This is a genomic window from Lentzea sp. CC55, assembly GCF_021056325.1.
Classification (GTDB): Bacteria; Actinomycetota; Actinomycetes; order Mycobacteriales; family Pseudonocardiaceae; genus Lentzea; species Lentzea jiangxiensis.
This window is the reverse complement of the sequence record NZ_JAJCXE010000005.1, coordinates 23,711-47,573: the sequence shown is the minus strand read 5'-3', so window position 1 is coordinate 47,573 and position 23,863 is coordinate 23,711. Positions and strand designations below refer to the sequence as shown.

26 protein-coding genes, 1 tRNA gene and 2 pseudogenes are annotated in these 23,863 nt (G+C 67.0%); 15 read left to right on the top strand and 14 right to left on the bottom strand.

The window, feature by feature from the left end; all coding sequences use genetic code 11:
* Positions 1–29: 29 nt before the first annotated feature.
* Both L6E10_RS03785 and L6E10_RS03780 read right to left on the bottom strand, forming a co-directional pair.
* Positions 30–770 (bottom strand): enoyl-CoA hydratase, encoded by a 741-nt coding sequence (locus tag L6E10_RS03785; protein WP_236216824.1) that lies wholly within the window; start codon positions 768–770, stop codon positions 30–32.
* A 9-nt stretch (positions 771–779) separates the two neighbouring features.
* On the bottom strand, positions 780–1,229 hold the full coding sequence (locus tag L6E10_RS03780; protein ID WP_240010010.1) for an Lrp/AsnC family transcriptional regulator: 450 nt from the start codon (positions 1,227–1,229) through the stop codon (positions 780–782).
* A 66-nt stretch (positions 1,230–1,295) separates the two neighbouring features.
* Between L6E10_RS03780 and ddaH the strand changes: the two genes are divergently transcribed.
* The gene (gene ddaH, locus L6E10_RS03775) at positions 1,296–2,180 is read left to right on the top strand and encodes a dimethylargininase (protein ID WP_374235738.1); all 885 of its coding nucleotides are present in this window, start codon (positions 1,296–1,298) and stop codon (positions 2,178–2,180) included.
* A 174-nt stretch (positions 2,181–2,354) separates the two neighbouring features.
* On the opposite strand, the gene L6E10_RS03770 is transcribed toward ddaH, so the two are convergent.
* Both L6E10_RS03770 and L6E10_RS03765 read right to left on the bottom strand, forming a co-directional pair.
* Complete coding sequence (locus L6E10_RS03770) at positions 2,355–3,566, bottom strand: toll/interleukin-1 receptor domain-containing protein (protein WP_236216820.1); 1,212 nt, start codon at positions 3,564–3,566, stop codon at positions 2,355–2,357.
* A 778-nt stretch (positions 3,567–4,344) separates the two neighbouring features.
* Positions 4,345–4,722, bottom strand: coding sequence for a MerR family transcriptional regulator (locus tag L6E10_RS03765; RefSeq protein ID WP_236216818.1), 378 nt, complete (start codon positions 4,720–4,722; stop codon positions 4,345–4,347).
* Between the two features lie 640 nt (positions 4,723–5,362).
* Here L6E10_RS03765 and L6E10_RS03760 point away from each other — a divergent pair.
* Entirely contained in the window at positions 5,363–5,785 is a 423-nt protein-coding gene (locus L6E10_RS03760) for a hypothetical protein (protein ID WP_236216816.1), read from the top strand.
* Here the strand turns inward: L6E10_RS03760 and L6E10_RS03755 are convergent.
* Both L6E10_RS03755 and L6E10_RS03750 read right to left on the bottom strand, forming a co-directional pair.
* On the bottom strand, positions 5,782–5,955 hold the full coding sequence (locus L6E10_RS03755; RefSeq protein ID WP_236216814.1) for a hypothetical protein: 174 nt from the start codon (positions 5,953–5,955) through the stop codon (positions 5,782–5,784). The genes L6E10_RS03760 and L6E10_RS03755 overlap by 4 nt on opposite strands.
* A 123-nt stretch (positions 5,956–6,078) precedes the next feature.
* Positions 6,079–6,336 carry a hypothetical protein gene (locus L6E10_RS03750; protein WP_236216812.1) on the bottom strand — a complete coding sequence of 86 codons (258 nt, stop codon included), beginning with the start codon at positions 6,334–6,336 and terminating at the stop codon, positions 6,079–6,081.
* Positions 6,337–7,180: 844 nt separating this feature from the next.
* On the opposite strand from L6E10_RS03750, the pseudogene L6E10_RS41135 reads away from it, so the two are divergent.
* Both L6E10_RS41135 and L6E10_RS03740 read left to right on the top strand, forming a co-directional pair.
* Positions 7,181–7,531: pseudogene (locus L6E10_RS41135) on the top strand (transglycosylase SLT domain-containing protein); the annotation flags it as partial.
* Positions 7,532–7,682: 151 nt separating this feature from the next.
* Positions 7,683–7,832 (top strand): hypothetical protein, encoded by a 150-nt coding sequence (locus L6E10_RS03740; RefSeq protein WP_236216808.1) that lies wholly within the window; start codon positions 7,683–7,685, stop codon positions 7,830–7,832.
* 250 nt (positions 7,833–8,082) lie between these two features.
* Here the strand turns inward: L6E10_RS03740 and L6E10_RS03735 are convergent, their stop codons facing one another.
* Positions 8,083–9,114 carry a LysR family transcriptional regulator gene (locus L6E10_RS03735; RefSeq protein ID WP_236216806.1) on the bottom strand — a complete coding sequence of 344 codons (1,032 nt, stop codon included), beginning with the start codon at positions 9,112–9,114 and terminating at the stop codon, positions 8,083–8,085.
* Positions 9,115–9,339: 225 nt separating this feature from the next.
* Here L6E10_RS03735 and L6E10_RS03730 point away from each other — a divergent pair, with 225 nt between their 5' ends.
* From L6E10_RS03730 to htpX, 4 genes are read left to right on the top strand one after another with little or no spacing between them, the layout of a single operon-like run.
* A complete protein-coding gene (locus L6E10_RS03730; RefSeq protein WP_090094656.1) occupies positions 9,340–9,750 on the top strand; it encodes an NADH-quinone oxidoreductase subunit B in 411 nt (136 codons plus the stop codon).
* Complete coding sequence (locus tag L6E10_RS03725) at positions 9,747–10,274, top strand: NADH-quinone oxidoreductase subunit C (protein ID WP_236216804.1); 528 nt, start codon at positions 9,747–9,749, stop codon at positions 10,272–10,274. Before L6E10_RS03730 ends, L6E10_RS03725 begins: the two co-directional genes overlap by 4 nt.
* Entirely contained in the window at positions 10,271–10,723 is a 453-nt protein-coding gene (locus L6E10_RS03720) for a 4Fe-4S binding protein (RefSeq protein WP_236216802.1), read from the top strand. The genes L6E10_RS03725 and L6E10_RS03720 overlap by 4 nt, the downstream gene beginning before the upstream one ends.
* Before the next feature lie 18 nt (positions 10,724–10,741).
* On the top strand, positions 10,742–11,602 hold the full coding sequence (gene htpX, locus L6E10_RS03715; protein WP_236216800.1) for a zinc metalloprotease HtpX: 861 nt from the start codon (positions 10,742–10,744) through the stop codon (positions 11,600–11,602).
* Here htpX and rfbA read toward each other — a convergent pair.
* Both rfbA and L6E10_RS03705 read right to left on the bottom strand, forming a co-directional pair.
* On the bottom strand, positions 11,599–12,471 hold the full coding sequence (gene rfbA, locus L6E10_RS03710) for a glucose-1-phosphate thymidylyltransferase RfbA (protein WP_236216798.1): 873 nt from the start codon (positions 12,469–12,471) through the stop codon (positions 11,599–11,601). The two genes, htpX and rfbA, sit on opposite strands and share 4 nt — an antisense overlap.
* A complete protein-coding gene (locus L6E10_RS03705) occupies positions 12,468–12,959 on the bottom strand; it encodes a YajQ family cyclic di-GMP-binding protein (RefSeq protein WP_236216797.1) in 492 nt (163 codons plus the stop codon). The genes rfbA and L6E10_RS03705 overlap by 4 nt, the downstream gene beginning before the upstream one ends.
* A 119-nt stretch (positions 12,960–13,078) precedes the next feature.
* Between L6E10_RS03705 and L6E10_RS03700 the strand changes: the two genes are divergently transcribed.
* A tRNA-Tyr gene (locus L6E10_RS03700) sits at positions 13,079–13,159 on the top strand.
* A gap of 592 nt (positions 13,160–13,751) precedes the next feature.
* Here the strand turns inward: L6E10_RS03700 and L6E10_RS03695 are convergent.
* From L6E10_RS03695 to L6E10_RS03680, 4 genes and pseudogenes are all read right to left on the bottom strand, one after another.
* Entirely contained in the window at positions 13,752–15,722 is a 1,971-nt protein-coding gene (locus L6E10_RS03695; RefSeq protein WP_236216795.1) for a hypothetical protein, read from the bottom strand.
* Between the two features lie 505 nt (positions 15,723–16,227).
* Positions 16,228–16,665, bottom strand: coding sequence for a hypothetical protein (locus tag L6E10_RS03690; protein ID WP_236216793.1), 438 nt, complete (start codon positions 16,663–16,665; stop codon positions 16,228–16,230).
* A gap of 44 nt (positions 16,666–16,709) precedes the next feature.
* Positions 16,710–17,512, bottom strand: a pseudogene (locus tag L6E10_RS03685) (IS3 family transposase); the annotation flags it as partial.
* A 259-nt stretch (positions 17,513–17,771) separates the two neighbouring features.
* Positions 17,772–18,566: a MerR family transcriptional regulator gene (locus L6E10_RS03680; protein WP_236216791.1), complete on the bottom strand. Its 795-nt coding sequence runs from the start codon at positions 18,564–18,566 to the stop codon at positions 17,772–17,774.
* 78 nt (positions 18,567–18,644) lie between these two features.
* Between L6E10_RS03680 and L6E10_RS03675 the strand changes: the two genes are divergently transcribed.
* The 4 genes from L6E10_RS03675 (at position 18,645) to L6E10_RS03660 (ending at position 21,750) form a co-directional block, all read left to right on the top strand.
* Positions 18,645–19,007: a nuclear transport factor 2 family protein gene (locus L6E10_RS03675; RefSeq protein ID WP_236216789.1), complete on the top strand. Its 363-nt coding sequence runs from the start codon at positions 18,645–18,647 to the stop codon at positions 19,005–19,007.
* A gap of 38 nt (positions 19,008–19,045) precedes the next feature.
* Positions 19,046–19,834 (top strand): SDR family oxidoreductase, encoded by a 789-nt coding sequence (locus L6E10_RS03670; RefSeq protein WP_236216787.1) that lies wholly within the window; start codon positions 19,046–19,048, stop codon positions 19,832–19,834.
* A gap of 52 nt (positions 19,835–19,886) precedes the next feature.
* Positions 19,887–20,909: an alpha/beta hydrolase gene (locus tag L6E10_RS03665; protein WP_236216784.1), complete on the top strand. Its 1,023-nt coding sequence runs from the start codon at positions 19,887–19,889 to the stop codon at positions 20,907–20,909.
* Positions 20,910–21,072: 163 nt separating this feature from the next.
* Positions 21,073–21,750, top strand: coding sequence for a protein phosphatase 2C domain-containing protein (locus L6E10_RS03660; protein WP_236216782.1), 678 nt, complete (start codon positions 21,073–21,075; stop codon positions 21,748–21,750).
* 106 nt (positions 21,751–21,856) lie between these two features.
* On the opposite strand, the gene L6E10_RS03655 is transcribed toward L6E10_RS03660, so the two are convergent.
* Positions 21,857–22,210 carry a helix-turn-helix domain-containing protein gene (locus L6E10_RS03655; RefSeq protein WP_236216781.1) on the bottom strand — a complete coding sequence of 118 codons (354 nt, stop codon included), beginning with the start codon at positions 22,208–22,210 and terminating at the stop codon, positions 21,857–21,859.
* 82 nt (positions 22,211–22,292) lie between these two features.
* Between L6E10_RS03655 and L6E10_RS03650 the strand changes: the two genes are divergently transcribed.
* A complete protein-coding gene (locus L6E10_RS03650; RefSeq protein WP_236216779.1) occupies positions 22,293–23,117 on the top strand; it encodes an NAD(P)-dependent oxidoreductase in 825 nt (274 codons plus the stop codon).
* On the top strand, positions 23,114–23,848 hold the full coding sequence (locus L6E10_RS03645; RefSeq protein WP_236216777.1) for an SDR family NAD(P)-dependent oxidoreductase: 735 nt from the start codon (positions 23,114–23,116) through the stop codon (positions 23,846–23,848). Before L6E10_RS03650 ends, L6E10_RS03645 begins: the two co-directional genes overlap by 4 nt.
* The last annotated feature ends 15 nt before the right edge of the window (positions 23,849–23,863 follow it).

Sequence of the window (23,863 nt, the reverse complement as noted above, 5' to 3'; positions counted from 1 at the left end):
CCCTCGATACCTGTTACCAAAGGTAACACCTAACGCCCGCTGATCCGAGCCTTCATCGCGGCAAGCCTGGCAGCGAATTCTGGAGTGTCGATCGAAGTCACCTGTGGCCGCAGCTCGGTCTCGACGGCGTGCCCGTGGTCCTGCATCGCATCGGTCAGCCGCATCGTCGCCTTGATGGTCCGGACGAGGCCGGCCGGAGCGTCGGCGGCGGCCCGCGCCATCTCCAGGGCCGCCGCCAGCGGGTCCTCGGCCCTGGAGTGGGCGAGTCCGACGCGCACCGCCTCGTCGGCGTCGAGGATCTGCCCGAACAGCGTCATGGCCGTCGCGGTCTGCCTGTTCGTGATCCTCTGCAGCATCCAGGTCATGCCGCCGCCGGGGTGGATGCCGAGCTGGAGGAACCGCGCGTCGAACCGCGCCTTCGGCCCCGCGATCCGCACGTCGGCGGCCAGCGCGAGGTTGAGCCCGGCGCCGACCGCCGCGCCGTTGACCGCGGCGATCGTCGGGATGGTGGCGTCGGCCACCGCGAGGAAGCCCCGGTAGATCTGCTTGAGGCCCTCGTCCTTCGAGTTGCCGAGCTGCGTGAGGTCCGCGCCGGCGCAGAACGCGGGCGGCGCACCCGTGACGATCAGCGCGTTGGCTTCCCGCTCGGCCTGCTTGACCTTGTCGTGCAGCTCCCGCGACAGGTCGATCGTCAGTGCGTTGCGCCGGTCCGGATCGTTGATCGTGATGACGGCGACGGAGTCGTGGTGCTCCAGCAGAACCTCAGCCATGCCCGAACCCTAGGGTGCGGGCGGCCGGTCCAGGAGGCGGGACAGCACGACCGTGGACACGGTCCGGTCGATGATCTCGACGGCCCGCAGCCGCTCCAGCGCCGTCTCGAGGTGGTGGATGTCCGCCGCGCGCAGGTGCACGATCGCGTCCGCCGCGCCCGACACCGTGTAGGCCGCGCTGACCTCGGCCATCGGCTCCAGCCGGTGCTGGATGTCGTGCGGCGCCACGTTCCCCTTGCAGTGCACCTCGACGAAGGCCTCGGTGCCCCACCCGAGCGCCTCGGGGTCCACCACGGCCGTGAAGCCGCGCAGAACCCCGGTGTCCAGCAGTTTGTCCACCCGCCGCTTGACCGCGGGAGCGCTCAGCCCCACCTCCTTGCCGATCTCCGCGTAGCTGGAGCGCGCGTTGGCCATGAGGCACGAAATGATTCGATGGTCGATGCTGTCCACACGCAACATTCTGCCCTAATCAACGCAATGTCGCGGCGTTGTTCGATGGTCCAGCGGCCCTTTACATTTCGATCCATGACCGTCTCCATCTCCGGGCCCGGCGAGCCGATCACGCTCGACATCGCAACGCCCCTCGTGCCGACGCGCGTGCCGACCACCCGTCGGTACCTGATGTGCCCGCCGACGTACTTCACGGTGGAGTACGCCATCAACCCGTGGATGGACCCCACCAGGCCGACCAGCACAACCCTGGCCGTGGAGCAGTGGACGGCCCTGAAGGAGACCTACGAGCGCCTCGGCCACGACGTCGAGGTCATCGACCCCGTCCCCGGCCTGCCCGACATGGTCTTCTCGGCCAACAGCGGCACCGTGATCGACGGCCGAGTCCTCGGCTCCCGCTTCCGCGCCTCCCAGCGCTCGGCCGAAGCCGACCACTTCCGCCGCTGGTTCCTCGGCGCGGGCTACAAGTCCGTGGTCATGCCCACCGCCGTCAACGAGGCCGAGGGCGACTTCACCTGGACCGGCTCCCTGCTGCTGGCCGGCACGGGCTTCCGCACCGACCCCCACGCGCACGCCGAGGCCCAGGAGGTCCTGGGCGTCCCGGTCGTCTCGCTGCAGCTGGTCGACCCGCGCTTCTACCACCTCGACGTGGCCCTGTTCATGCTCGACGACCAGTCCGCCTCACCGCTGGTCGCCTACTACCCGGAGGCGTTCTCGCCGGGCTCGCAGCAGGTCCTGAAGCGCCTGTTCCCGGACGCCGTGATCGCCAACGACGACGACGCCGTCTGCCTGGGCCTGAACGCGGTGTCCGACGGCAAGCACGTCGTCATGCCCGTCGAGGCCGTGCACCTGGCGGAGCAGGTGGCGCGACGCGGGTTCGAGCCCGTGTTCGTGGACATCTCGGAGTTGCGCAAGTCGGGCGGCGGCCCGAAGTGCTGCACGATGGAACTGCGCGGCTAGACCTCGCCCACGCAGCCATCTGGATCTGCGCTGGTGGAAGGCTCGAAACGAGCTTTCCACCAGCGCAGTTTCATATCCGGCTCTGCATGGCTCCGTCACTGTCCGGCAGCGACGACGGGAGTTGTCACGCTCCACGGGGCAGTTACGGACAGAAACCCCCGGCAGACGTGTTGCCTACTCCTTCCAAAAAGTTGCAGATAGTTGTACCGGTCCGTTTGTGCTCTGGATTTCGAGGTACCCAACCTGAACCGTGCCGGCTGGCGGTTTATCCGTTCGAACGCACGCGAAGCCGACCTCCTCGAAGGCATCGTCGGAAAGTCGATTCGGCCAGGGGCTCTGGTTCAAAGATTGTTCGCATTGTTCACGCGTGGGTGCCTGCTGGCCCAAATGCGGCGCTACAGTGTGGCGCGCCGGTATCTCCCAGTGCGCCGAGGGGCCGAAGGGGGCCCCGCAGGATCCGAATCGCATCAACTCGGCAGTTGCGGCGAGATTGCGGTTGCTGTCGGATGAAGAACCTTCGAAGAGCTCGGATACTTTGCGCGCGTTGAAGTCGACTGCTACACCTTCGCAGCTGGGAACCTGAGGCACGATGAAGACACTCCCCTTGTAGGCGATGTTGCCCTCGGAAGTTGCCGATGTGCTTACGGTAGTGCTGGTAGGGGGTGGTGGTGGCTGCAGTCGCGAAGAGGATGTAGGCGAGTCGGAGGTGGTCAGTGTGGTCGAGGTTGACGCCTCCGTTTTGCCAGACGGAAAAAGAATGAATTTGACCATTGGCGTCAGAATGATCACTGCGATGATCGCAGGAACTGCAGTGATCAAAAGTTTGCGACGAAGATCGTGACCGGAGGTAAATCTCGGTTTCTGCGTAGGCGCGTTCCGCGTGTGTGGCGGCGCGCCTGGAAACTGCGGTTCCACCGGAACTGCGCGCGCAAGCGGCTTGCCAGGAAATCTGGGGGTGGTCTGCGGTTTCAAGCGCCCTTCCACGGCACCGCGCACAACTCGCCGCAGACGTTGCCGAGCTTCCTCCTCGGAAATGCCGAACAGGTCCGCCGACACCACCGAGCCCAGCAGGCCTGACCGATCGCATTCCTCGACCCGCAGGACCAGTAGCTTGCGACCTGCGCCTGCAGGGTCCTCGCGCCATGCTGCCTGCCACTCGGTCTTCCCGTACACCGACGACAGGTATGCCGACGACAACACCGCGATGGTGCGTGCAGTGCCTTGAACGCCATCGTGCATCTTGGCGACCCAGTTGCTACCCGGCACAAAGTCCCACTCTTGGATCAAGACTTTGTGACCGGACTCTTCCAACTCCCACGCCACCCACTCCGCCCACGCGCGGTCCGCCGACGTGTAAGAGACGAAGAAGTCCCGATCGTCCGTCACCGGTCACACCCCCTCGGTTCGTTCGCACCGGCACATGGTGGCCTAGTACGCTGCGTTACCGCGTTGAGCCTGGAGATGCACCGAGTGATCGAACTATGAGACCTGGTCAACGGCAGTCAATTGCAGTCGCTCGTGACTTGGCGGATCGCTCCGCGGTTCCCGGGTTCGCGCTGGGCGGAGTCCCGAGTGGGCTCCACCAAACGCAGGAGCCTTGTCGATCTTGGTGACTACGAACGGCTTCCCAGGGCAGTTTGGTGACCATCCGGTGGCGAGGGCCGTGCGGATGCTGTTGGCGACGTCGGCCGGCGTGATTGGAGTGGCAGGTGCATTGATCCAGTTGCTCGGGTGTGGCTGACTGGTCCTCACGACCAGGACGGTTCCTGCTGAGTCGACCTGTTCGACCGCATAGCTCAACGGCGTCCAGGCGAGGCATTGGCAGTACGTCGGCTTGTGCCGAATGCGCCAGCGGTAGACCGTGTCATCCACGACGATCCGCCGAGAGCCCTTTCTTGCCAAAGCCATGCTCATCCCACAGTTCGCTCGTCAGAGCGCAAAACATAACGCGTGCCGACGCTGTCGTTCGCGCCAATATCCGCTGATAATCGCGGCCAGCTTGCCTTGATGCTCCGCGGTTTCATCCGCGAATGCGCGGCGCGGGACAGGGGGCGTCTGCACAGACGTACCTGAAGCTTCTGATCTGCGCTGGTGGAAGGTTCGAACGAGCTTTCACCAGCGCAGCTTCATGTCCGGCCCACCACGCTCCGCTGCACGGACGAACTCACACGCCTTGCAACGGCGGATGCGGCTCTTCAGGTGCGGAAGCAGGCGCCAACTGGGCGTTGAGCGCCCGAGCTTCCTCGAGTTGGTCTTCCAGGGTGACGATGCGGCAGGCGGCGTCGAGGCCGGTGCCCTGGTCGACCAGGGCGCGGACGCGGGCGGCCAGGCGCAGTTGGTGGCGGCTGTAGCGGCGGTGCCCGCCGGCGGAGCGTTGCGGCTCGATGAGCTTCGCCTCGTCGAGGCTCCGCAGGAAGTTCGCTGAGGTGTTGAGCAGTTCCGCGGCACGGCCCATCGTGTAGGCGGGGTAGTGCTCGTCGTCGAACTTCTCGGCTGTTGTCTGCGGTTCGTCGTCCGCTCGTTCATGGACAGCTGGGGTCATCGCGCCTCCGCATCACGAGGGGCCCCGGTGCAGTAGCACCGGGGCCCCGGGGTTGTTGGGTTTCACTTCCACCTAGCCGACCGTGAGATCGGCTCTCTCTGTCCGCGTGGCCCCTGGAAGAAGCGGGCGAAGCGGGGATCGCTTGTGCGTAACCGAAGACCACCTACCAATCTGATGGAACTGCGGTACCCGTTCGGCAGAGCTCAGCCGAAGCCGGGCGATCCGATGGGGTGCAACCCTTCCCTTCTCCTCTGATAACTACTTTTTCTCTCACGTGGCTGTCGGCGCCGGTCCTCATGCACGTGCCGGCTTCACTTCCACCGACTGCCTCGACCGCCTCCGGGAGCCACTTCCACTGACCGGCTCCGGTGCGACCGTCCTGCACTTGCTACAGCCGGTTCCTGTTCTTGCTGGTACTGCTCACCGGCTGCCTTCGGTCATCTGCCGCAAAGCAAGCGTCTGACCGTCCTGCAATCGAGCTCACGGGTAGTTCGTCATCTCCCGTGCCATGTTATCTCTCGTTCAACGAGGAGAAGCATACACATGATCGAAGGAGCATGTCTACCTCCGTCGCAGTAGATTTTCTCCGCCAGGCGGCCGCCAACGCCGCGGAGGTCGCCGTCCTCTCTAATACGGGTCGATGAGCTTCCACTACGAGGTGGTCTTCTCGTTGTTCCTGCGCGAGAACACCCCAGCCGAGGTCCTGGACGAGCTGCGCTACCACCTCGGCCTCGCGCCCGAGCCGCCGCGGAACCCGGTCCTCGACTACGACTTCCCGGTCCTGCGGCCGAACCCGGACAGCTACCTCCCCGGTGGCGAGCACGCCGCGCTGCGCGAACAGCTCCGCGGGTTCAACGACGAGGGCGACCTGCACGCCTGGGGGCTGCACGCACGGCTGTTCTGGCTGGATGACCAGTGGGCCGAGGTGTGGTGGCAGGTCGTGCAGTGGCTGGCGCCGCACGTCGAGGACAACGGCTACGCGGGCTTCGTCCGCGAGGAAGCCGACGAGCGGCCCGCTGTGCTGACGTTCCACAACGGCGAGTTCCGCCTCGACGAGCCCTAGACCTCCAGCGCCCACTTCACGTACCGGATCGAGGGCGTGAAGCCCGCCTTCTCGAAGAGCCCGGTGGCTCCGAAGGCGTTCGCGGAGGACCTCGGTCGTCCCGATCCCTGCGTGCGCGAGTCGCGCCGACGCACGGTGGTGACAAGAAGGACGAGCGCGTCCAAGGCCATGTAGTTCTCGCCGTTCCGGTCGCCACGTGAGCTCGGGCATGCGGCGGACGCCAGCGAGTCGCGAGGACGATGTCGCCGCGGTGTCCGGAGGCGTGCTCAAGGCGCTGGAGCAGAACGCAGGCGCTAGAACGCCAGCCGGTACGCCTCCACCACCAGCAGGCCGGCGACGACCACGATCGCCAGTGCGCCCGCGAGGAGGAGAAGGCCGGCCAGCTCTCCGCCCAGCTCACGCGCCCACCACTTCGCCGAGCGCCACAGCCGCGACGGCAAAGAGGCGAACCAGCGGTGGAGTTGCCTCTGCCACCACGGGCGCGAGGCCTCCAGCCGCGCCTGCAGCACGGCCTCCTGAGCTGCCCGGCGGCGCGCGGCGCGGTCGTCCATCCGAAGCTCCCCAATCGAGCTGAACCGCCGGCGCGGCTCCTCCGTACCCCTCACCAGACCCAGGACGCACTGTCCGGCTCACAAGGGCAGGACTTGCGCCGAACCGCAGACAGCGCCGCCAGTTCGTCAGAAGGCAACGATGAACTCACGAAGGACGAACACGGCTCACTAACTGTCTGTTAGCAACGCGAAGTCCAACTGATCGGAAACGTGACGAGAGTCACCCAACGGGCGCTCAAGCTTGCCTGCGCTCGTGACACGAGGTTACGTTCTCGCCCGCCGATAACGGTTTGGTCACCGGCAGGACAAGGAACCGCAGCCAGTAGGGTCCGAAGTCCGGCCCGGAATCCCCCGCCGGGAGAGTCCGGTGGCCAAGCTCCCCGACGCAGGAGGCTTCCCCTTGGCCCGGCACAGCAAGGCCGATGGCCGAACCGTGTACACGGTCGTGCCCAAAGCAGCAGTGAAACCCGGTGCGCATCGAGTCGAGGACGACAAGGTCCCGCTCGCCCACCGCGTGAGCGCCATCGTCGTCGCGGCGGGTGTCGCCGCCGGCACCGCCGCCATCGCCAACGCCGCGACCAGCGGCACGGCCACCGAACTCGCCGCGGGTGCGGCCGAGCTGGGCGCTCTCCCCGACCAGCAGGTCAAGACCATCCAGACGGTGCACGACGTCAACCCGGGCAACCAGGTCGGTCGGCTCCTGCAGTTCCAGCAGATGTACGCGCAGCAGACCTTCGAGCAGGCCACCAAGGTCGCCGCCGACGCGCACGCCCAGCGCGAAGCGGCCGCCAAGGCCGAGGCCGAGCGTCAGGCCGAGATGCGCAAGCCCGCGAAGCAGCGCGAGGTCGAGGGCTGGATCAAGGAAGCCATCAAGGTCCTGCAGGCCAACGGCACCAACATCGACAACGGCTCCATGGACGAGATCTACACGATCATCATGAAGGAGTCGAACGGCAACCCCAACGCCGTGAACAACTGGGACTCCAACGCGATGCGCGGCACGCCGTCGAAGGGCCTGATGCAGTGCATCGACCCGACGTTCCGCGCGTACAAGCTGCCGGGGTACGACAACATCCTGGCGCCGGTGGACAACATCATCGCGGGCGTTCGCTACACCTACGCGCGCTACGGCGGCTTCCACAACCACCCCGGTCTGGTCTCCATGAACCTGGGTGGCGGGTACCTGGGGTACTGAGGAAGCGGCACGACGCGCCGTGTCGGGGTGCGGGGGACGTATCGACGGGCAATGCTGTCAATCAGGTTCACCCACAAGAATGGCGGCCCTAGCGGGCGCACGCCCGGTAGTGCTCCCATCGAACGCGATCCCCGAACGCAGGGAGTGGCCGATGAACGAGCAACAGGCACGCGAGAACGAGCTGGAGAAGATCCGCTCGGAGGCGACGAGCTGGCTGGCCAAGATGGCCCAGGCGCAGCACCGTCCCCGGGTCGAGCAACGCAGGCCTGAGCACGACGCCATGACACCCGCGAAGCAGTAGGCGGCATCCAGCGGAAGCGCCCCGGTCACGGCCGGGGCGCTTCCGCGTTCCCGGGCGGGGGACGCCTCGGGGGAGCTGGTGTTCCTGAGGGTGACGTCGGTTAGCCCGTTCGAGGCCTCGGACCGCGAGGGCGTAGCCGCTCCCGGTAGCGCTTCCGGGCCCTGAGATCCACTCAGGACGCCCGCGGCACGGGGAACCGGGTCCCGAGGCCCGGAGGGCTCGAGCGAGAGTCGGTGGACGCGCCTGCCGATCACGCGGTCGGAGCCTCCCGTTCGAACGCGGTCCACAGCAGCTTCAACGGGTGGTCCGCGGGGTGCTTCGCGAGTGCGTCGGTGCGGGCGAACACGCCCACCAGCCGTTCGAGCGAGTCGTCGGCGAGCTGCACCACGCGCAGACCGCTGCCCTCGCGCAGTTCGTTGTTCGCCGCCACCACCCCCAGGCCGGACGTCACGATCATCGCGCCCTTGACCAGGTTGGAGCGCAGCAGGGAGATGCCGTACTGGATCTCGTCGATCTCGGCGGCGATGTCGAGGCCCTGCCGGTAGTCGGGGCCGAACCAGCCGCGCAGGAACTCCGCGATCAGCCCGGCGCCGGGCACGACCAGCGGCACCGACCGCAGCGCCGGCACGCGCACCTTGTCGCCGACGACGGTCTCCGGCAGGTTCGTCAGCAGCGCGAGCCCTCCCCGGCGCCACTCGATCACGTCGAACTCGGGGCGCTCCCACCCCGCGCCGGCCCTCGTGACGACGCTGCCGCACACGAGGTCGACCTCCTGCGTCTCCAGCTTGGTCCAGATGTCCTTGGTGCGGATGTGCACGACCTTGAGGTCGACGTCGCGCTCCTGGAACTCGTCCTCGACGTGGTGCCACGCCTTCGCGAGCGTGTCGAGCATGTACCGCGTGGTTCCCACGGTGACGGTCGTGCCGAGCTTGCGGCGGCACTCGTGAATTCCGTCGAGCCACTCCGCGAGCGTGTCCCGCGCCAATTCGACGAGCGACTCACCGGTTGGCGTGAACAGCACGTCCTTTCCGCGTCCCTGCTTCACCACGAGCGCTTCGCCGCACAGTTCCAGGAAGTTCCTGTTCAACGTGTCGAGCTGCTTCTGCACGCTCGACTGCTCGCGCCCCAGCGCCCGCGCCGCCCGCAGCGCCGAACGGGTCTCGTGCACCGTCAGCAGTGTCCTGAGCTGGTCCATCGTGGTGTCCAGCAGGGCTCCGGGCATGTTCAACAGGCGGTGCAGCGTGGTACTTGTGGGGAGCACCAACTGGGACGAGCCGGACATCGAGACCCTCTCTGGTGTTCTGTCGATCAGTTGAACTGAACTTGACCGCATTTCGCCGACAAATATTCTGGAGATCCTGTCGGCAAATCCCTGGACACTTATCGCGCGGTGTACAAAACTATCCGCGGCGACCACGCGTGGGAGCCGATTCCGGGGGGAATCATTGGGGGGTGGGGGTCCGCCAGGCGTGAGCCGGCGGGCCCCCAAGTACTACTCTCAGCCGTTGTGACGGCTTCCGCTCGCCTGGACTGGGGCACCACCTACCAGGTCACCGTTCTCGAACTCGGACTCGCCTGCTGCGGGGTCGAAGTGATGGCGGCTCTCGACCGCCTTCCCGACCTCGGCGTCACGCCGGTGGACGGCGCGGGCGAGGCGCACGTCCTCGTCGTCTCCGGCACCGTCACCGACGTCATGTTGCCCGCTGTCCTCCGCAGTTTCGAGGCCATGCCCGAACCCCGTTACGTCATCTCCGTGGGCGCCTGCAGCAACACGGGCGGCCCGTACTGGGATTCCTACAGCGTCACCAAGGGCATCGACCAGGCCCTCCCCGTCCACGTCGCCGTTCCCGGCTGCCCGCCGCGCCCCGAAGCGCTGCTCGAAGGCCTCAAGGCGCTGCACCGGCTGGTGAACGCGTGACGACCCCGAAGACCGCTTTCGGTCAGACGATCCACCACGTGGAGCTCGCCGCCTGGAGCGCGACGGCCGCGGCGCACCACGCCGAGGGGTTCGTGATGTTCGACTGGCTCGGCGTCGAGGACGCGGGCCGTCCCGGTGCCGTCGGGCAGCGCCACGCCGTGTTCCTGCACGTGATCGACCCGCGGACGCGCGAGGGCGTGATGCTGCGCACCGAGCTCGGCCCCGACGAGGCGCTGCCGAGCGTCGCCCACCTCTGGAAGGGCGCGCACTGGCACGAGCGCGAGGCCGCCGAGATGTTCGGCATCACCGTCGGCGGCGCGCCGGAGCACCTGCTGCTGTCGGACAGCTTCCAGGGCCACCCGCTGCGCAAGGACTTCGTGCTCGCCTCCCGCGTCGTGCGCCCGTGGCCCGGCCGCCTGGAGCCGGGCGAGGACACCACCAGCGCGCCGAGCCGCCGCCGCACCGCACCGCCAGGAGTGCCGGACCCCTCGTGGGGCCCGCGTCGTGAAGAGGAGCAGTCGTGACGAACCTTCCACCGCGCACGAGAGGCGTCATCGCGCTGCTGGAGGCCAACTGCACGGTCTGCATGATCTGCGCGCGCGAATGTCCCGACTGGTGCATCCACATCACCAGCCACACCGAGGTCGAGCAGCAGCCCGGCAGCGCCCGCCCGCGCAGCCGCAACGTCCTCGACCGGTTCGCGATCGACTACGGCCAGTGCCTCTACTGCGGCATCTGCGTCGAGGTGTGCCCGTTCGACGCCCTGCACTGGGCGCCGGCGTTCGGCTACCCGGGAACGGGCTCGGTCGAGGGCGACGGTGCCGTGGCGGAACTGGTCCACGAACGGGACGTGCTCGCGACGTGGGTCGAGAAGGTGCCACCGCCGCCACCGCTCGACCCGGCGGCGGAGGCCGCGCCGGAGACGGCGACAGGAACTGGCAGGCGGCCTGGTTCGTTGAGAGGTAGGACGTAAAGACCCGGAGGCGCAACCGTGCACAAGCACTTCAACGGGTTGAAGACGGCCGTGCTGCTCGGCGGGATGAGCGCGCTGATCGTGCTGGTCAGCAGCTTGTTCGGGCGAACGGCACTGGTCATCGGCCTGGTGCTGGCCTTGGGCGTGAACGCCTACGCGTACTTCAACTCGGACAAGCTCGCGCTGCGGGCGATGCGGGCGCGGCCCGTGTCGCAGGTGGAGCAGCCCGTGCTCTTCGCGATCGTGCGGGAGCTGTCGCAGAAGGCCCGCCAGCCCATGCCCAGGCTGTACCTGAGCCCGACGGTGGCCCCCAACGCGTTCGCGACGGGCCGCAACCCCCGCAACGCCGCCGTGTGCTGCACGACCGGCATTCTCGACCTGCTCGACGAACGCGAACTGCGCGCCGTGCTCGGCCACGAGCTCGCGCACGTCTACAACCGCGACATCCTGATCAGCTGCGTCGCCGGCGCGCTGGCCGGCGTGATCACGATGCTCGCGAACCTGGCCCTGTTCGCCGGGATCTTCGGCGGCAGCGACGACGACGAGGGCCCCGGCCCGCTCGGCCTGCTGCTGATCGCGTTGCTCGGCCCGGTCGCGGCCACGGTCGTGCGCCTGGCTGTGAGCCGCTCCCGCGAGTTCCAGGCAGACCAGTCCGGCGCCGAGCTCACCGGCGACCCGCTCGCGCTGGCCTCGGCGCTGCGCAAGATCGAGCAGGGGACGCGGGCGGCGCCGCTCGCGCCGGAGCCGGAGGTGGTGTCGCAGAGCCACCTGATGATCGCGAACCCGTTCCGCTCCGGGGAGCAGTTCGCGAAGTGGTTCTCGACCCACCCGCCGATCGCCGACCGCATCCGCAGGCTCGAGGAGATGGCCCGGCGCTAGCGGATCGCCTGCGCCACGGCCATGAGGTACTCGCCGTACCCGGACTTGCCGAGCTTCTCGCCGAGCGCATAGCACTCCTGCGCGGAGATGAAGCCCATGCGCAGTGCGATCTCCTCGGGACACGCGATGCGCACGCCGGTCCGGTGCTCCAGCACCTGCACGAACTGCGCGGCTTCGAGCATCGAGTCGTGCGTGCCGGTGTCGAGCCACGCGAAGCCGCGGCTGAGGTCCACCAGGTGCGCACGACCCTCGCGCAGGTACGCGAGGTTGACGTCGGTGATCTCCAGCTCGCCGCGCGGCGACGGCTTGAGGCCGCGCGCGATGTCCACCACGCCGTTGTCGTAGAAGTAGAGCCCGGTGATCGCCCGGTTCGACTTCGGCTCCTTCGGCTTCTCCTCGATGGACAGCAGCTTCCCGGTCGCGTCGACCTCGCCCACGCCGTACCGCTCGGGGTCCTTCACCTGGTACCCGAACAGCACGCACCCGTCCAAAGTGGACGCGTGGTGCTGCAGCGTCGTGGAGAAGCCCTGGCCGTAGAAGATGTTGTCGCCCAGCACCAGCGCCACGTCGTCGTCCCCGACGAAGCCGGCGCCGATGACGAACGCCTCCGCGAGCCCGTTCGGCGCGGCCTGCTCCGCGTACTCGAACGACATGCCCCACTGCGACCCGTCGCCGAGCAACCGCCGGAACAGCGGTAAGTCGACCGGCGTGGAGATGATCAGCACTTCCCGGATGCCGGCCAGCATGAGCACCGACAGCGGGTAGTAGATCATCGGCTTGTCGTACACCGGCAGCAGCTGCTTGGAGACGGCCTGCGTGATCGGGTGCAGGCGCGTCCCGCTGCCACCGGCGAGGACGATCCCCTTCACCGGTAGTTGGTGAACTGGAGGGCGATGCCGAAATCGGAGCCCTTGAGCAGCGCGATGACCTCCTGCAGGTGGTCCTTCTTCTTGCCCGACACCCGCAGCTGGTCGCCCTGGATCTGCGCCTGGACGCCCTTCGGCGCCTCCTCGCGGATCTTCTTGGCGATCTCCTTGGCCTTCTCGGAAGTGATGCCCTGCACGAGGTTCCCCGTGACCTTGAACACCTTTCCGGACACGGCCGGCTCGCCCACCTCGAACGCCTTCATCGAGATGTTGCGCTTGACCAGCTTCTCCTGGAAGACGTCGATCGCCGCCTTGCAGCGCTCCTCGGTCTCCGAGGTGAAGGTGATTGCCTCCTCGCCGGCCCAGGCCACTGTGGTGCCGGTCCCGCGGAAGTCGAAGCGGGTGCTCAGCTCCTTGGCCGCCTGGTTGAGCGCGTTGTCGACCTCCTGCCGGTCCACCTTGCTCACCACGTCGAACGACGGGTCCGCCACGACTTCACTCCTCCACGATCTCGGGGTCACAGCCAGCGTCGATGCTACTGGGGTACCCCGATTTGGGGCCTCCCGAAGGGGTTATGTATTGTTCTGCCCGCACCGTTACGACGGTGTGGGGCGGGTTGCCCGAGCGGCCAATGGGAGCGGACTGTAAATCCGTCGCGAAAGCTACAGAGGTTCGAATCCTCTACCCGCCACAGCAGGACCGAAGGCCCTGTGACCAGCGAGAACTGGTCACAGGGCCTTTGTCGTGCTGGCCGGCTCGATCCGGCCGGTTGCTGGTGTCTGTGCCGAAGAAGCGCCGAAGTTCGGCAAGCTCTACCCGCATCCTATGGCCGGCCACATCGGTCGCCGTTCGAGGGCGTGTGCCGGGGCTGTCAGGTCTTGAAGTACGCAGCCAGGCAAGAAGGCCGCTCAGCAGGAACGCGCGCTTCTGGGGCCATGTCGGAGTCTTGTACGTCGGTCCGCCGCCAGGTCCGGCTCCACGGCGGACTGCGCGTCTCTGGGTTCGCGGGCTATCGGCCGCATGAGCAGAGCCTGGTGAGTCGGCGCAATCGCTGCGGTCTTCAGGGCCATCGTGTCAATACGGGGTAGCCGCTAGGTAAGTGCTGCTTGCATCTCTTCGAGATGGAGCCGCGCGACGAGGGGCGTGGTTCAGGCAGTAGGACACGCCGGGTACATCCGCTTATAGGTGTACCCGGCGTTCATCCCCGTGTGCCCAGGCTATCTGAGTCAGCTGCCATGCCTCGGGAGTTTGAATTAACTGGTCAGTCGAAGTTTCCCGAGAAGCTATGAGGCGTTGGCTCGGCTACCGAACAAGCCGCCACCACGAGTGAGGATGCGTTGCTCTACATTGACCAGACCGAGCAGGCCTGCTGTAAGCGACGCAGGACTAAGGAGTTCCTTGACGTCCTCCGGGCCCAGTCGAACGATCGTGCCATCGTCGTCACGACCGACCACGGAGCCGTTAAGCCTATCTGCGTGTACGACATGGGCTACAGCCTCCTGGCCGTAAACGTCTTGCACTAGGCGAGTGACCTCGCTCGGGTCCGCCTTCGGCCATACCTCGTCAGTCCAGTAATTGATCTCCTGGATGAATACGGGGTGCTTGGTGTTCAAGTACACTACACCCTGAAAGGTGTGCCCATCTTCTGTGCGCGGGCTATCTTTTTCGTTGTAATCGGCAAGGTACTTGCGCTGATCTCCTTCGAACGCCTTCCATTCAAAGGTGGGGTAGCCGCCGCGCAGGCTCGTTTCTTTTGCCTTCACTGGACCGCCTGGGGAAGGTGTGACAATTTCCTGGCTACCCGAGGTGCCCCCTGGGCCGCCGGGAGTGCCTCCAGTTTTTGGGACCACTTTGACTGGACGAATTCCTGGTGTGCCAGCCTTTGCGCTCGTTGTAAACCCGGCGATCTTGCCGATGGCGGAGGATACGAGTCGAGAGGCTTTGAAGCGAGGATTGAGCCGATCCAGGATGCGCGAAAGATTCTTGGCCATGTTTGGATCTGTGTTCGCGGTGATCTTCGCCCGCGCTTTGTCGCGAGCGTCGGCCAACTCCTTCGGAAAGCTGTTGTAGAAGTTGTTGCCCCACGCCTCCCAAGGAAGTTCTCCGCCTCCCTTTGTCATCAGTATGTTTCGCGAAGCCTGCGTGAGCACGCCCCATTTTGTGGGACGCTGGTCGCTATATACGGGTGGCCGAATCACAATCCAAGTTCGACCGCGGATTTCATCCGTAACGCCGAACTGGCGGTATCGATGGATGCTCGCATCGGCGTGATACGCCTCGCCTTGATAGTCGACGACCACCACAGGCTTGGAGGCGATGTAGTCAGCGCTACCCCCAACTGGAGAGTGCGGCTCCGGAACGTAGTGCCACTCCAAGAGGGTGCCGTGATCATCGATCGTGATAGCAGGTCCTGTGACGGCCTCGGTGGGGATGAAACTTTTCATCCCGCGGACCTTGCGCTGATGAACCGCAAGGATGCTTTGATCGGGAAGGGTGATGGTGCTGTCTTTCGTCGATCGCCGGTCTGCGGTGCGTGCTTTTACCTGCTCCAAGATGACGATGGTGGTATCCACGGGTTTTCCTTCGCGCACCGGCACGTCCAGAAGCCGGCTGTTGAGGTAGCGAAGTAGTCCCTTTGCGGTCTCCTGTCTATTGGGGTCCGGGTCACCGTCAACGGTGTTTGCGTTCGGCCCGTCTCCAAGAAGCACCATGATGGTGCCGGTCTCAAGCCAGTCCGGCTTTACCAGCGACCAGTTGCAACCGTGCTCTTGATCATCAAAAGGCTCGACCTGATTCGTTACAGCTACGTCACCCGACTCGTCTCTAATTTCCCATTCGCGAAGGAGAAAGCGGCCTTGTGGATCCTTTTCGATCCAAAGCATCGAACCTTCTGGGGTCATGCGGGTGTAGCTGATTACGACTACGCCGTATGGATTCCACGGAAGAACGGAAGATTTGAAACCCTGTCCGAAGTTGGAGTCGACTCCGATGGGTTTTCCTCCGCCGCCGAAGGTGGTCAAGAATGTCCTCATATCATCCGGCTCCATGCCTTCACCGTTGTCGATGATGACTCGCCGGAGCACTCCGGTGCGCTCTGCTGCCTGACGTTCGACGTCGAAGACGATACGAGTGGCGCCGCTCTCGTCTGAATTCCGCCACGCCTCGCGGGCCCATTGGTATGGACCACCGGCGTCATATGCTTGGCGGATCAAGTGTTGCGTTGCGTCTGTGGGAACGCTGACATATCTGGGCATGCTTCGCCAATCTCTCGGCCTAGAGAACCTTGCTCTAGACAACGTGCACAAGGAGCCCTTGTGCGCCGTCTACCTTAGATCGTTGGCTACATCCTGGCTACTCTTTACTTAATGGATTTGTCTCGTCACCGTCAGTTCAGCAAGATTCCGCGACAGAAGGAATATCTCGGATTCCCGGATGCTGATCGTGAGATCGCAAAGAGTTGATTCTGATGTCCCTCCCCTGCCGCAGCTATGCTGCCTTGAACGCAGCGATTGGGCCTCCAAGCCCCTCCTGCATGTTCCGCAAAGCTTCTTGCTCACCCCCGTCGGAGCACTTGGCGTATTCGCGGAGCAACACTGCGAGGCTGTGTCCTGCCCACTTAGCTACTCGCTTAGGCTCCTTGACCAGGTTGAGCCAGAACGTCACACAGGCATGGCGTAGGTCGTACGGCCGTTTCGCCAGCGGGCCAGCCGCCGCCTCCGCAGTGAACGCGATCTTGCGGGCGAGATCCCAGATCCGCCTTTAAGTCGAGCTGCCGATGCGCCCGCCGTGCTCGGCGACGAACAGCAGCTCACGCGGCCCAATGCCGAACATCGCTATGTGTTCGTAGAGGTAGAGAGCCAACTCCGGGCACATTGGGACCGGTCGGCCGAAGCCCTTGTGACGGTGCTTGAGCTCTCGCTCCTCATGCCGCTTGCCGCTGTCCGTCCACTCGCCACCTACCTCGGGGGCTGCCCCCTCAAGGTCGATCACGCCCCACTCATGAACTTCCCAACGCTGTGCCTCCTCGTTCCACACCTTCGGAGGCAGCCGCAGGTTGTAGAGCCTGACGTTGGAAGCCTCCTCAGGCCGAAGCGCCGTGAAGAACATCAGCGCGAAGAACGCCACCAGCTTGGCGCCCGTGCGGCCGATGCCCCCGGCCTCACGAAGCACCGTGCGGAACTGAATCGGGTTCGCCACACAACGACGATCGGGTCTACTGCACGAGTAGGTGACAGTGATAGTCACGCAGCCTGACTGGCTGACGTGGTCATGATTGCTTCGTATTCGACGCGGGTCAACCGGCCGAGGGCGGTTTGGCGCCGTCGGCGGTGATAGGTGCGTTCGATCCAGGTGACGATCGCCGTCCGCAGTTCATCGCGGGTGGACCAGGTGCGGCGGTCGAGAACATTGTTCTGCAGCAACGCAAAGAAGCGTTCCATGGCTGCGTTGTCACCCGCCGCGCCCACCCGCCCCATCGACCCGGACAGGCCGTGACGCGCGAGCGCACGGACGAATTTCCTGGACCGGAACTGGATCCGCGGTCGGTGTGCACCACGCAGCCGCCGACCTCACTGCGGCGGGCGATGGCGTTGGTGAGCGCGGTGACGGCGAGGCGGGACTTCATCCGGGAGTCGATGGAGTAGCCGACGATCCGGTTGGAGCAGACGTCCTTGACCGCGCACAGGTACAGCTTTCCTTCTGTGGTGCGGTGTTCGGTGATGTCGGCCAGCTACAGCCGGTTCGGCGCGGTGGCGGTGAAATCGCGGCGGACCAGGTCGTCGTGGACCGGCGGACCGGCCTTCTTGCCGTTGCGGCCGCGTTTCTTGCCGAACGCGCTGCACCAGCCCAGCGACGAGCAGATCCGCCACGCGGTCCGGTCCGCCATCGACACACCGGCGTCACGGGCTTCGTCGGCCAGGAACCGGTAGACGAACTCCGGATCGTCGCGGTGAGCGTCGCACAACGCGTCCGCCCGATACGCCTGTTCGAGTTCTGTGTCGGTGACCGGGCGGGCACGCCACCGGTAGTACGGCTGTCGAGCGAATCGGCTGGTCTGCATCACCAGTCCCAGAGTGATGTTCGGCCCGAGGCGCGTGCGCCGAGCCGATACCGAAGTTATAGCTGTAGGCTGTGAATTACCAGTTCAAGCGTAGTGGTTGCGGTGCTCTATAAATCCGTCGCGAAAGCTACAGAGGTTCGAATCCTCTACCCGCCACAGCAAAAGGTCCCTGTGACCAGCGCGAGCTGAGTCACAGGGACCTTTTCTGTCGTGTGCGCCGATTCCGGCGTTCTCCGACTCCGCCTCACGTCACGCGGAAGACCGGCCAGCCGATCTCGGTGCGCCACTCGGCGGGATCGCTCGAGTCACGAGGGCCGACGAGGTAGACCTCCCGCACCGGCCCGGCCACCGACATCGCGTTCTCCACCACCCAGGTCCCCAGTGCGCCGTACGTGACCTCGATGCCGTCGTGCTCGCCGACGTGCGTGGTGACGGCCAGTTCCGCGGCCGGGAGGGTTGCGGGGTGCACGCGTCCGGTGCGAGGCGGCGCGGCGGTCGGCAGGTAGACGAGCGCGTGACCGCGCTCCTGTTCGAAGAGGGCGTTGTCGTAGTTGCCGCCCGGCGGTCCGGTCACGGCGGCGCCGACGGCCGCCTCCAGCTCGGCCATCGCGCCCGCGTACCAGGTCGTGATGTCGCGGCTTGCGACCACGGCCTCCACCGCCGCGACGGTCCTGGCCGGCTCCGCGCGCAGCTCGACGTCGATCGGCGCGGGGTCGGGCCGGAGCAGGCGCCGCAGCGACACGACCGCGGCCCGCGTGCGGTCGAGCACGTCCTCGAGGCGGTGCAGGTGGTCCGCGACCAGGGTCGCCCGGACGTCCGGGTCGGGGGTCCGCAGGACTCGCTGCACGTCGCTCAGGGGGACGTCGAGCTCGCGGAGCCGGTGGATGACCTGCGCGGTCGGGATCTGGTCGACGCCGTAGTAGCGGTAGCCGGAGTTCTCGTCCACCACGGCGGGTTCCAGCAGGGCCGCCTCGTGGTACCGGCGCAGGGTCCGCACGCTCAGGTGGGTCAGGCGCGAGAACTCCCCGATGGTCAACATCCGTTCATTGTGGACTCTCTCCCCGGGGGAGGGTCCACGGCTTGACCCTCCCGCGCCGCGAGGCCGCACGGTGGGCTCATGACACAGCACACCGACCTCCCGTCCGATCTGCTCCCGGCCACCGTGCGCGAGTTCCTCGCCGCCCACGTCGTCCGCGACGCCGGCACCGCCTCGTCGTTCCTCACCGAGGACGTGGTGGTCGTCGACCAGGACGAGACCTTCCGCGGCAGGGAAGAGGTCCACGCGTTCCTGCGGGACGCCGGGTCCGAGTTCGAGTACACCACCGAGCAGATCGGTGCCCGCCGCGTCGACGACGACCACTGGGTGGTGACCGTGCGGATCGAGGGCACCTTCCCGGGCGGAGTCGCCGAGCTCGACTACCGGTTCGCGCTGCGGGACGACCTCGTCGCCGAACTCGTCATCGCCAACCACACGGTCTGACCGAAGCCGTGCCACACCGATCTCCAGTGGAGGAACAGATGTCCGGTTCGGATCGCGATCGTCTCGACGGTCGCCGCGCGCTGGTCACGGGCGGGTCGAAGGGCTCCGGCAAGGCCGTCGCGGAGAGGCTGCGGGAGATGGGCGCCGACGTCTACGTGACGGCGCGAACGATGCCCGACGGGTACGAGCACCCCGACCGGTTCATCGAAGCGGACGTGACGACGGTCGAAGGCACCACCGCGGTGGCCGCTCGGATCGCCGAGGCCGGCGGCGCGCTCGACATCCTGGTGCACGTCGTCGGAGGTGCTTCGACGCCGCCCGGTGGATTCGCGGTCATCACCGATGACCAGTGGCTCACCGAGCTGAACCTCAACTTCCTGGGGGCGGTGCGGCTCGACCGCGCCCTTCTGCCGGCGATGGTCGAGTCCGGGGCGGGCGTGGTGCTGCACTTCACCTCGATCCAGCGGGAACTGCCCCTGTACGACGCGTCCCTGGCGTACGCGGCGGCGAAGGCCGCTCTGCGCACGTACAGCAAGGGACTCGCCAACGAGCTCGCGCCGCGCGGCGTGCGGGTCAACGCGATCAGCCCCGGCGGGATCGAGACCGAGGCCTACGAGAGGTTCGTGGACCGGATCGCCGAGGGCAACGGACTCACGCGCGAGGCGGCCAAGCAGACCATCTACGACTCCTTGGGAGGCGTGCCCCTGGGGCGGTTCGCGCAGACCGAGGAGATCGCGGACCTGGTCGGGTTCCTGGTCTCGGACCGCGCCTCGGCGATCGTGGGCGCCGAGTACGTGATCGACGGCGGGACCGTTCCGACCGTCTGAGCCAGGAGCCGGTTCCGGCAAGCCACCCACGAGCGACCAGCATGGAGAACGCATGACCACGCAAGTCGAGGACCGGTCCTCCAGACAGCCGGTCGGACCGCCGCCACCCTTCGACCCGGAGCTCGCTCCCGTCGTCGAGGTGCTGACCGGCCTGCGGCCCCCCGACGCGTACCGCCCGGACAACATCGTCGAGATGCGCGCGCCCGTTCCCGGGGTGGAGACCCCGACCGACGAGGTCCTCTCGCGCGGTGGCGCCTACAGCGTGCGGGAGCGGACGGTCCCGGGGCCGGACGGGGAACCGGACGTCCCGCTGCTGATCTGCCTCCCGCAGCACGCGGCGGTCCCGGCCCCGGCGCTCTACCACGTCCACGGCGGCGGCATGATCGTCGGGGACAACCGGTTCGGCCTGGCCGAGATGCTGGACCTGGCCGCACCGCTGGGCATGGCCGTGGTCTCGGTCGAGTACCGGCTCGCACCCGAGACACCCCACCCCGGTCCCGTCGAGGACTGCTACGCGGGCCTGGAGTGGCTGTCGCGTCACGCCCACGAGCTGAACATCGACCCCGAGCGCATCGTCATCGGCGGTGCGAGCGCCGGCGGCGGCCTCGCGGCAGGTGTAGCCCTGATGGCACGCGACCGCAACGGCCCCGCCGTCCTGGCCCAGCTGCTCCTGTCGCCGATGCTCGACGACCGCAACGACTCGCCCTCCGCGCGGCAGATGCGCGGCCTCGGCATCTGGGACAGCTCCTCGAACGAGACCGGGTGGAACGCGCTCCTCGGCGACGGTGTTCGCGGAGGGCCGGACGTGTCCCCGTACGCCGCGCCTTCCCGCGCCGCGGACCTCTCCGGACTGCCGCCCGCCTTCGTCGACGTCGGGTCGGCCGAGACGTTCCGGGACGAGGACGTCGCCCACGCGAGCCGCATGTGGCAGGCGGGCTGCGACGTCGAACTGCACGTGTGGCCCGGCGGGTTCCACGGGTTCGACGTCGTGGTCCCTCATGCCGTGCTCTCGCGGGACGCCGTCGCGGCCCGAGCGGCGTGGCTGCGCCGTCAACTGGGGCGGGTTTCCCGGTGAGGCGCTGAGCCGGGCGCGTGACCCGTGATCAAGTGCCGGTTCAGGACCGGATCGCGAAACCGTGCCGGTAGGCTCCGCGGGGCCAGGCCGAACGATGGGCCTCTGACCGGCGAGGTCAGAGGCCCATCGTCGTACATCGGGTGTTGTCGCGGAGGGGGACGCTGTGCGCACGCAGATGGCAACGGAGGCGGGACGGACGACCGCGCCGAGCGAGGACCGGGCGCTCGTCGGGCCGAACCTGCTCGCCGTGCTCGACGGCGTCACGGCCAAGCCGGAGACCGGCTGCGAGCACGGCGTCGGCTGGTTCGCCGACCAGCTCTCCGCGGAGATCCTGCGCTTCGCCCACCTCGACCCGTCCGCGGCGCTCACCGAAGCCGTCCGGCAGGCCGCCGATCTGCACTCCGGCACGTGCGACCTCGAGCACCCGGACTCGCCGAGCGCGGCGATCGCGGTGGTGCAGATCAAGGACGACGTGCTGCGGTACCTGGTGCTCGGCGACGCCACGGTGGTGGTCGACGGCAAGCGCGAGCTGCTCGTGGTGAGCGACACGCGGTCCCGGCGCACGGCCGGCCCCCGGGTCGCCGACGTCGAGCACGCGCTCACGGGTGAGGTGCCGCTGCAGGACGTGCGGAGGGTCGCGATCCTGTCCGACGGGGCGGCGCGGGCCGTGGACCTGTTCAACCTCTTCGACTGGCGCCAGGCCCTCGAGTTGATGGCGGCCAACGGGCCGGATGACCTCATCCGCAAAATGCGCGCCGTCGAAAAGGAAGACGCGAAGGCCGTGGAGTGGCCGCGCGAGAAGGTTTCCGACGACGCCACTGTCGTGTACTTCGACCGGTGACCCTCCTCGGCGCGGCCCGGCGGTCGGTCGCCCAGGCCCGTCCGGATGCGGCTCGCCAACGCTGAGGGGGAGATCCCGGGGTGGGCGGAACCACCGCCGCGCAAGGTTAGTGCCGGGGCGCCGGCTCCACCCCACGACGGCGCGCGATCGTCCGCATGTTCTCCTCGCCCCAGTCGCCCAACGGCAGCAGCGCCTCGTTCAGCCGCACGCCGAGTGGCGTCAGCGAGTACTCGACGCGGGGCGGGACCTCGTGGAACACCTCGCGGTGCACGATCTCGTCCGCCTCCATCTCGCGCAGCACCTGGATGAGCATCTTCTCGCTGATGCCGGACACGGACCGGCGCAGCTCACCCGTGCGCGTCGGGCCGTGGTGCAGCGCCCAGAGGATCAGGGCCTTCCAGCGGCCGCCGATGACGTCGATCGCCGCGTCGAGTCCGCAAGCGTAACTTCGTGGCTTCATCAGGATCCTTACCAAAAGGTGGGTACCTGACAAAATAGTAGGTACTTGTCGAGAAGTCAGTGTCGGAACGAGCATTTCCGGCATGGAGATCAAGAAGACCGTGAGTGTGCTCGGCCTGGGACGCATGGGCAGCGCGCTCGCCGCGGCCCTCGTCGACAAGGGCTACGAGGTGACCGTGTGGAACCGGTCCGAGGACAAGCCGACGCCGCCGAACACCACGCGTGTCAGCACCCCGGAAGAGGCGTTCAAGAGCGACATCGTCGTCACGTGCCTGTCCACGTACGACGCTCAGCGGCCGTTGCTCACCAACGACATCAAGACGCTCGTCAACCTGACGTCCGGCACTCCGGAGGAGGCCAGGAACACCGCTCAGTGGGCCGAGGCCAACGGCATCGAGTACGTGGACGGCGTGATCATGGCGGTGCCGCAGCAGATCGGCACACCGCAGGCGCGGATCCTGTTCAGCGGCAACGAGAACCACTACGTGCTCGACGCGTTCGGCGAGCCGGTGCACGTGGGGGAGGACGCCGGGCTGGCCGCGCTGTACGACCTGGCGCTGCTCGGACTCATGTGGGCCGCGTTCGGCGGTTACCTGCAGGCGGTCGCGTTGATGGGCACCGCGGGCATCGCGCCCGAGAAGTTCACGCCGATGGCCGTGAGCTGGCTGAACGAGATGACCACCCTCCTGCCCCGGATGGGCGAGGAGACGCAGAGCAGGCAGTACGAGACCGAGGTGTCCGCGGTGGACATCAACGTGGCCGGGCTGCGGATGTTCACCGAGGCCGGCCGGGAGCAGGGGCTCGACACCACCCTCCCGCAGGCCCTGCACGACCTGTTCGAACGCGCCCAGCGCAACGGCCACGGCGCGCACAGCATCGCGAGTGTCATCGAGGAGATCCGCAAGTGAAGTACCTGGGCAAGAAGGCCGTCGTCACGGGCGGCACGCACGGCATGGGCCGCGCGACCGTGGAAATGCTCGTCGAGAACGGCGTCGACGTCGTGCTGACCGGCCGCACCGCGGAGCGGATCGAGGGGCTCAAGGCCCACGCGATCGCCTCCGACGCGACGGACCTCGGCGACATCGCCAGGCTCAGGTCCGAGGTGGAGCACCGGTTCCAGGACGTCGACCTGCTGTTCGTCAACGTCGGCTTCTCCACCCTCACGCCGTTCGACCAGACGAGCGAGGCCGACTACGACCGCACGTTCGACGTGAACACCAAGGGCGCGTTCTTCACCGCCCAGCACCTGGCGCCGCTGGTCAAGGAGGGCGGCTCGATCGTCTTCACGACGAGCGTCGCCACGGTCCTCGGCTCGCCGGGCCTGAGCGTCTACGCGGGGGCGAAGGCGGCGGTGCGGGCGTTCGCGCGGGGGCTCGCGGCCGAACTGGCGCCGCGGAACGTCCGGGTCAACGTCGTCAGCCCCGGCTTCATCGACACGCCGTCGATGGGCGTCTCGGGTGTGCCGCGGGAGGTGCTCGAGCAGTTCAAGGAGGAGGGCGACCGCATCACGCCGCTCAAGCGCCACGGCACGATGGACGAGGTGGCGAGCGCCGTGCTGTTCCTCGCCTTCGAGGCCACGTTCACGACCGGTGCCGAGCTCGCGGTCGACGGCGGTCTCGGCCAGGGGGTCAGCGCGTAGGGAAGATCTTCGGAG